Genomic DNA, 7,246 nt, shown 5'->3' on the forward strand with positions numbered 1-7,246 from the left:
GGACCGCCTGCGATCGCTCCGAGCCCCGACGACGCCGTGCTCGCCACCGACCGTAGGAGCGCCGGACGCTCAGGGCAGGACGGTTGACAGCCGCCCGTCGAGTCCGGTGGGGGAGGTGTCCCGCGGTGGAGCCCGCGCTCAGAGCTGCGCGAGCAGCCTCTCGCACGCCTGCTCGCAGCGGCGGCAGGCCTCGGCGCAGATCCGGCAGTGCTCGTGCATCCCGGCGTGCTGCTCGCAGTCGTCGGCGCAGGCGCGGCAGGCCAGGAGGCAGGCCTCGACGAGGGCGCGGACGGCCGCGGATCCGACGACGCCGCGGCGGGAGAGCACGGCGCCGGTCGCGGCGCACACGTCGGCGCAGGCGAGGTCTCTGCGCATGCAGTGGACCAGCTCGTTGATCGACTCCTCGCCGAGGCACGCGTCGGCGCAGGCGGTGCAGGTGAGTGCGCAGGCGCCGCACGCGTCGATGCACTCGGCCAGGACCTCCGGATCGACGCCGCGCAGCTCCTCGGGGTGGCTCCGGATCATGTCGCTCGTGCTGCTCATGGCGCGTCCTCTCGTCGTGACCCCGGCGGGTCGATCGGTCCGGGCGACGCTACGGGCCCGCCCGCCGCCGGGCGAGGGCCTGGCCAGGCACCGCGGCCGGTGATAGCCGGGCCGTCAGCCCCTCACGACGAAGGCGTCGTGGATCAGGTTGCCCCCGGTCGCCGCCGGATTCCGTGTGCTGCCGCGGGTGATCGTGACGGTGTGGGTGCCGGCGGGCAGGGTCCCGCTGGTCCAGACGGTCTGGGCGGAGCGGGTGGTGGCGCTGTAGCGGTCGACCGAGGCCACGAGGACGCCGTCGAGGCGGACCTCGTCGATCCCGGACGTGCTGGACCGGCGGCTCACCCACGAGACTCCGGTGCCGGTGAAGCGGAGGGTCGCCGAGGCGCCCCCCGTCGACGAGAAGGAGACGCCGCCGCCGCTGTCCGCGGAGGAGGAGGTCGTGGACCAGGTGCCCGTGACGGCGACGGCCGGCGAGCCGTTCTGGTGGGTGCCGGCCCCGACGGCGGCGAGCGGAGTCGCGGTGGCGGTCGGCGTGGAGGTCGAGGTCGGCGTGGCGGTCGCGGTCGGCGTGGGCGTGGCCGTCGGCGCCGGAGTGGCGGCCCTCTTCGCGAGCACGATGGACGCCGTCGCTCCCTTCAGCCCGCTCGGCCGGAACGTGATCGTCGTCGCGGTGCTCGTCCTGCTCGTCACGCTCAGGGCGGCGCTCGAGGACACCGTGCCCGCGGTCGGCCGCGCGAGCGTCACGGTGAGCGCGCTCGTCGAGACCTGCGTCGGGTCGACGGTCGAGACGGTCACCGTGTCCGCGTCCTCCCGGATCGAGACCAGTCCGGCGCCGGTGATGCTCGCGACCCGGGTGCCTCCGACGAGGACGGGGCTCGTGGTCCCGGCCTTCCACGACACGGCGCTCACGGTGCCGGTCGAGCGGTCGCGGGCGGCGCTCAGCTGGGGTGTGTTGCTGAGCACGGTCACGTCCGGGTCCGCCGCGTACGCGGCGGTCGCCGCCTCGGAGGCGCCGGGGAGGACCGTGTACGCGTAGGAGGCGCCGGTCGGGTTCGTGCCGTGGCTCGTCGTGAGGGAGTAGTAGTGGCCGGTCACCGGCGCCGTCGGACCGGCGGCGCTCACGGCGCTCCAGGCTCCGGTGCGGGTCCGTCCCTGCGCGGTCAGGGCGATCGGCGACGGGAAGACGTAGCCCACCGACTCCGCGGAGCCGGTGATCGAGGCCCAGCGGGCGGTGCTCGTGGCGGTCGCCTCCGCACCGCGGAGGACGCCGTCGACGCGGAGCCTCGCGTCGGGAGCGACGTCGCGGCGGTCGTCGATCACCGTCTCCGCGCGCCGGCGCACCCCGTCCCAGCCGGTCCCGGACATGTCGGTCGCCGTGATCCCGGAGCCGAGCGCGAGGATCTCGTCGTCGAAGGTGAACCAGGCCTTCTTCGCGACCAGGCTCACCGACGCCGCGTCGAAGTCGAGCGCCGCGATCCCCGTCCGCCGCGACGGGCTCTCGAGGCTCCCGGTGAAGGTCGTCGTCGGGCGGGACGACGCGCCCTCGCCCGCGCTCCGGACGATCGTGTCCTCGGTGGTGCCGGGCATCCGGTACGGGTTCGCCGTGGCCCAGTAGCCGTCGTCGTACTGGCGCCCGCTGCCCAGGTGGAGCGACGTCGCTCCGTCGCCGGTGTACCAGCCGCTGCGGTTCTCGCCGTTGAGCGACTCGTAGCGGGCGATCCGCGTGCTCGACAGGCCGACGGCGAAGCCCGAGGTCGCCGTGGTCCGCGTGAAGCGGTCCATCCCGGCGAAGGCCCGGACGCCCGAGCCGATCGGGGTCGCGGTCAGGCCCGTGTCGGCGAGGACGAGCCGCGCGCGCACGACGTCGCTGACGGATCCGGCCGTCTCGATGCTCACGGGGCTGCCGGAGTTGCAGGCCAGCCAGCTCTTCGCCAGCGCGTTCGTCCGTGTCCTGGCCGAGGGAGGGGCGCTGTCGGCGAGGCGCAGCACCGCCGCCTGCAGCTGGACGCCGACGTCGCCGTCCTCCGACTCCGCCCGCGCCGTCTCGCGGCCGCGGACCGTCGACATCACGGCGCCGCACCAGGTGACGGGGGCGAAGGAGGAGGCGAGCCGGTCGTACACGCCGAGCCCCTCCGGGCTCGTGATCTCCCAGCGGGAGCCGTCGAGCAGCGCGTAGAGGTCGTCGAGGGTGTCGAGCATCGAGAGCCCGTACCCGCCGCTGTAGGCGAAGACGCTGTGCTGCACGAAGGAGCCGTCGGCGTGGAAGCCGTCGCCGGACGCCACCGTCCGCAGCGCCGGGTCGATGCCGGCGGCCGCCTCCGCGATCTTCGCCGGCTGCTTCAGCAGCACCGCCCGCCCGGCGATGACCGCCGCCGTCCAGACGCGGTTGGCGCCGGTCCGGGTGACGGTGTCGGCGAAGCGCGTCGAGGCCGACAGGTAGGCCTGCACCTGCGCCGCCGAGAGGTCGGGGTAGAGGAGGGCGGTGATGCTGTTCAGCTCGAGCGGGATGCCGATCTGCTGCTCCCACCAGCGGGAGGTGCCGGTGGTGGAGCGGTTGTAGCGGTTCGCCGAGAGCCAGTCGGCGGTCGTGACGACGTCGCGGAGGAGCGCCGGGTCGCCGCTGAGGGCGGTGCCGGGGGTCTTCAGCGCGGTCGCGAGGACGGTGACCCGCTTGTAGGCGGCCCACACCTCCACCGCCGAGGTGCCCGTGACCAGGTCGGGCCAGGGCTCGCCGCCGTCGGTCTCGAGCGTCGACCAGTAGCCCTCGGCCTCGGCGACGAGGCGGCCCTTCGCCGCGGCGAGGCCGCCGACGCTCCCGCTTCCCGGGATCGTGCCCGTCAGATCGGCGACGAGGGCGAGGCGCATCGCGTCGTACTCGTCGCCCGCCGAGTCGACGGCGGACGCTGTCGGCGCGGCGGCGAGCGGGAGGATCAGGGCGGTCACCAGCAGGAGCGCCGCAGCGAGCGGGCTCCCGCGCCGGGGCGCGTCGGATCGAGAGGGTCGGTTCGTCTCCGCGCGCGATCGGCGGAGGGGACGCGGCTGGGTGGGCACGGGCGCTCCTGAGGCGACGCCCACGAGCCTGCGGGCTTCGGGTGCTCGCGGGTCGCCGGGGGAGCGTCGGGTGAAGAGTAGGGGTCCGCTCCGTCCGGCGGCAAGAGGCGGAGGCGAGGACGGCCGGGATCGGCCACCGCCGACGCTCCCGACCGCGCGATCTGCGACAGCCGTACCCCGTGAGGGGTACAGAGGCGCCTAAGGTCCCCCACCCGTCAAGCGGGGCGATACGGTCGGAGGTGCGTGTGCGCTCCGGGGAGTCCCGGCGCGGCGCGCAGGGGGAAGGGGGCACGGATGATCGAGGCCGAGCAGGATCCGCGGCTGGTGGCGCTCGAGGCGCTCGAGATGATGGGGTCGGCTCCGGAGGAGCGCTTCGACCGGATCACGCGGATGGCCGAGGAGCTCTTCCGCGTGCCCGTGGCCGAGATCCACTTCCTCGACGACACCACGCTGTTCACGAAGTCCCCGCAGCGTCCGGACGCCGTGCTCGCGTACCCGCGCGCCGGCACCTTCTGCGACGCGACGCTCGAGAAGCGCACCACCTTCGTCGTGCCGGACCTCGGTGCCGACGAGGCGTGGGCCGGGCACGAGCACGTCGCGGGGTACCCGCACGTCCGCTTCTACGCCGGGCGGCCGCTGTCGGTCGAGGGCGACCTGCAGCTGGGCACCCTCTGCCTCATCGACTTCGTGCCCCGGAGCCTCACCCCGGACGAGCGGCAGCTGCTCGAGGAGTTCGGCGAGTGGGTCGAGCGGGAGCTGCGCGACACGGCGGAGCGCGACCGCGCCGCCGACATGCAGACGCAGATGGCTCCCTCCTCCCTCCACCACCCCGCCGGCTACGAGCTCTCGGGGCTCTCGCTGCCGCGGTGGACGATCACCGGCGACTTCTACAGCTGGCGCGGCGACGACGAGACGGTCGACCTGACCCTCGTGGACGTGATGGGCAAGGGGACGGCGGCGGCGATCGTGGCCGCGTCGATCCGCTCCGCGTTCCGGGCGCGCCTGGGCGGCGACCCCGACGCGGTCGTCAGCGCGGTGAGCGCCCAGCTGCACGACGACTTCACGGCCACCGAGACCTTCGCGACCCTCTTCCACGGGCGCCTCGACACCGCGTCCGGCCGGATCGACTTCGTCGACGCGGGCCACGGGCTCACCGTCCTCCTCCGCGCCGACGGCTCGTTCCAGCGGCTCGCGGCACTGGGCCTCCCACTGGGCATCGCGGAGGACGGCGGCTGGATCACCCAGACCGTGGAGCTCGCGGTCGGCGACTCGCTCCTGGCCTTCACCGACGGCGTCCTCGACCTCTACGACGGGACGCTGCAGTCCCTGGCGCGCGCGGTCGACCTCGCCCGCGACTCCGCCGACACCGCCGCGTTCCTGCAGGCGCTGAAGGCGCTCGCCGCCTCCGGCTCCGCGTCCGACGACATCACCGCCCTCGTGCTGACCCGCACGGGCGCCGACCGCTCCGCCGAGAAGGACCCCGCATGACGTTCACGACCGAGACGACCGCCCCCGACATCGCCGTGCTGCGGGGGGAGGGGCGGCTCAACGCGGCCTCGGCTCCGGAGCTGCGCTCGGCCGTCCGCCGGGCGATCGACGAGGGCAGCCCCCGCATCGTCGTCGAGCTCAGCGCGGTGACGTTCATGGACTCCTCCGGCCTCGGCGCCCTGGTCGGCGCTCTCAAGACCGCGCGGCAGGCGGGCGGCGACCTGCGGATCGCGGCGCCCAGCGAGCAGGTCGTGATGGTGCTGCAGCTGTCCAATCTGGACCGGGTGCTCACCCTCTTCGACACGGCCGGCGACGCGTACCGTGACTGAGCGCAGCGTCGGGTTCCGCACGCCCCCGGACGACACCGAGGTCGTCCACGAGATGCTCGCCGGGCTCTGGGGCGAGCGGCCGGACCTGCCGGCCCGCGACCGCATGGCCGTCGAGACGGCGCTGGTCGAGCTGGTCGACAACGTCATCCAGCACGCGACGTCGACGACGACGATCGTCTGCCGCATCGTCGTGCGCGTCGAGGGAGACGCGATCCACGCGGAGCTGGTCGACACGGCCGATCCGCCGGACATCGGCACGGGGCCGCGGGAGATGCCGGACGTCTTCGCGGAGTCGGGCCGCGGGCTCGCTCTCATCCAGGCTCTGACGACCACGTTCGAGCACGAGCGCTCGGAGGGGCGCAACGTCTGGACCCTGACCCGGGCGCTGGACTCCTAGCGACTGGCGCGGATCAGCGGATCGTGTGCGCGGTGATGACCGCGGCGGCACGCGCCAGGTCGTCCGCCATGCCGTTCAGCCCGGGGGAGGCCTTCAGCACCTCCGCGCTGACCTCGTCGTAGCGCTCGTCCACCTGCGCGAGCAGCTGCTCCCCGGAGGCGGTGAGGCGCAGGAGGACGCTGCGGCGGTCCTGCGGGTTGGCGAGCCGGTCGACGTGGCCGGCGGTCGCCAGCCGGTCGAGGAGCGCGGTCACGGCGCCCGTCGAGAGGGAGAGCTCGAGGCCCAGCCACTTCGGCGTGAGGTCGGGCGACTCGCCGAGGACCTCGAGCGCGGTGAGCTCCGAGATGCCCACGCCCACGCCCGCGGCGATGCTCGCGCGGAGGTGCCGCTGCGCGTTCTCGAGCAGGCGGAGCGACTGCCGCAGCTGCACGGCGGGCGCGTCCTGGTCGACGTCGCGCGGGGTCGGTCTCTCGGTGGTCATTCGTCCTTCTCGGGGTAGGGCTGGGGTCATCGTACGGGTCGCCCTCGGGGGTCCCGGCCTGTCACCCGGACAGGGGGTGAAAGAACGATTGCAATGTATCTTTGCCATCAAGTAACTTAGCGGTCAATCGAGTTCGGCGGAACACCAGCCGGACCCTCCCCCTTCAGCATCAGCCCGCCCCACCCGATCAGGAGTCCTGCCATGTCGACCCACACCGCCAAGTCCAAGCGCGTCCGCTTCGCTCCCCTCGCCATCGCGACGAGCATCGCCGCCGCCGCTCTCCTCTCCGTCTCGATGTCCGGCACCCTGTCCGGCTTCGTCGCGAGCATCTCCAACACCGGCAACACCGCCGCCTCCGGCTCGCTCGTCATGGAGGAGAAGTCGACCGGCGCCAGCCCCATCACCTGCCTCAGCACCGACGGCGGCTCGATCAGCACCAACACCGCGACCTGCGCGACCATCAACAAGTTCGGCGGATCGACCACGATGGTCCCCGGCCAGACCGTCACCACCGCGATCACGCTGAAGAACACCGGCACCGTCGCCGCCAACACCTTCACGCTGACCCCCGGCGCCACCTGCTCGCAGAGCAACAACGTCGCGGCCGGCGCCTCCGGCTCCGCCACCGACTTCTGCGGCAAGCTCAACGTCGTGATCACCTCCGGCGGGACCACCGTCTTCACGGGCACCGCCGCGACCCTCGCCGGCTCGGCCGTCAAGACCCTCAACACCGCCCCGGTCACCCCCGGCACCTCCACCCCCTTCTCCATCGCCGTGACCCTCGACTCGTCGGCCACCAACGCCTACCAGGGCCTGTCCGCCTCGCTCCCGCTCACCTGGACCTTCGCGAGCTGATCCCCTCTCCACCCGGCCCGGAGCGCCCCCGCGCGACGGGCCGGGGGGGGAGGGGATCAGCTCGCGAAGGTCCAGGTGAGCGGGAGCGAGGCGGACAGGCCC

Annotated in this window: 7 protein-coding genes; 4 read left to right on the forward strand and 3 right to left on the reverse strand. The window is 73.6% G+C overall.

All coding sequences use genetic code 11. The features are described 5' to 3' along the window. Window positions 1–138: 138 nt before the first annotated feature. Both C5D09_RS14400 and C5D09_RS14405 read right to left on the reverse strand, forming a co-directional pair. Window positions 139–543: a four-helix bundle copper-binding protein gene (locus tag C5D09_RS14400; protein WP_104269626.1), complete on the reverse strand. Its 405-nt coding sequence runs from the start codon at window positions 541–543 to the stop codon at window positions 139–141. Between the two features lie 114 nt (window positions 544–657). Beyond that, the gene (locus tag C5D09_RS14405; RefSeq protein WP_146085650.1) at window positions 658–3,486 is read right to left on the reverse strand and encodes a polysaccharide lyase 8 family protein; all 2,829 of its coding nucleotides are present in this window, start codon (window positions 3,484–3,486) and stop codon (window positions 658–660) included. 402 nt (window positions 3,487–3,888) lie between these two features. Between C5D09_RS14405 and C5D09_RS14410 the strand changes: the two genes are divergently transcribed. The 3 genes from C5D09_RS14410 to C5D09_RS14420 are packed head-to-tail and all read left to right on the forward strand — an operon-like array spanning window position 3,889 to window position 5,808. Further along, window positions 3,889–5,082, forward strand: a complete 1,194-nt coding sequence (locus C5D09_RS14410; protein ID WP_104227128.1) for a PP2C family protein-serine/threonine phosphatase — start codon at window positions 3,889–3,891, stop codon at window positions 5,080–5,082. Continuing rightward, a complete protein-coding gene (locus tag C5D09_RS14415; protein ID WP_104227127.1) occupies window positions 5,079–5,411 on the forward strand; it encodes an STAS domain-containing protein in 333 nt (110 codons plus the stop codon). Before C5D09_RS14410 ends, C5D09_RS14415 begins: the two co-directional genes overlap by 4 nt. Beyond that, window positions 5,404–5,808 carry an ATP-binding protein gene (locus C5D09_RS14420; RefSeq protein ID WP_104269628.1) on the forward strand — a complete coding sequence of 135 codons (405 nt, stop codon included), beginning with the start codon at window positions 5,404–5,406 and terminating at the stop codon, window positions 5,806–5,808. The genes C5D09_RS14415 and C5D09_RS14420 overlap by 8 nt, the downstream gene beginning before the upstream one ends. 13 nt (window positions 5,809–5,821) lie before the next feature. Here the strand turns inward: C5D09_RS14420 and C5D09_RS14425 are convergent, their stop codons facing one another. Beyond that, a complete protein-coding gene (locus C5D09_RS14425) occupies window positions 5,822–6,289 on the reverse strand; it encodes a MarR family transcriptional regulator (RefSeq protein ID WP_104224277.1) in 468 nt (155 codons plus the stop codon). A gap of 201 nt (window positions 6,290–6,490) precedes the next feature. Between C5D09_RS14425 and C5D09_RS14430 the strand changes: the two genes are divergently transcribed. Further along, window positions 6,491–7,144, forward strand: coding sequence for a hypothetical protein (locus tag C5D09_RS14430; protein WP_104234050.1), 654 nt, complete (start codon window positions 6,491–6,493; stop codon window positions 7,142–7,144). Window positions 7,145–7,246: the final 102 nt, after the last annotated feature.

Source organism: Rathayibacter sp. AY1C9 (assembly GCF_002932315.1).
GTDB lineage: Bacteria > Actinomycetota > Actinomycetes > Actinomycetales > Microbacteriaceae > Rathayibacter.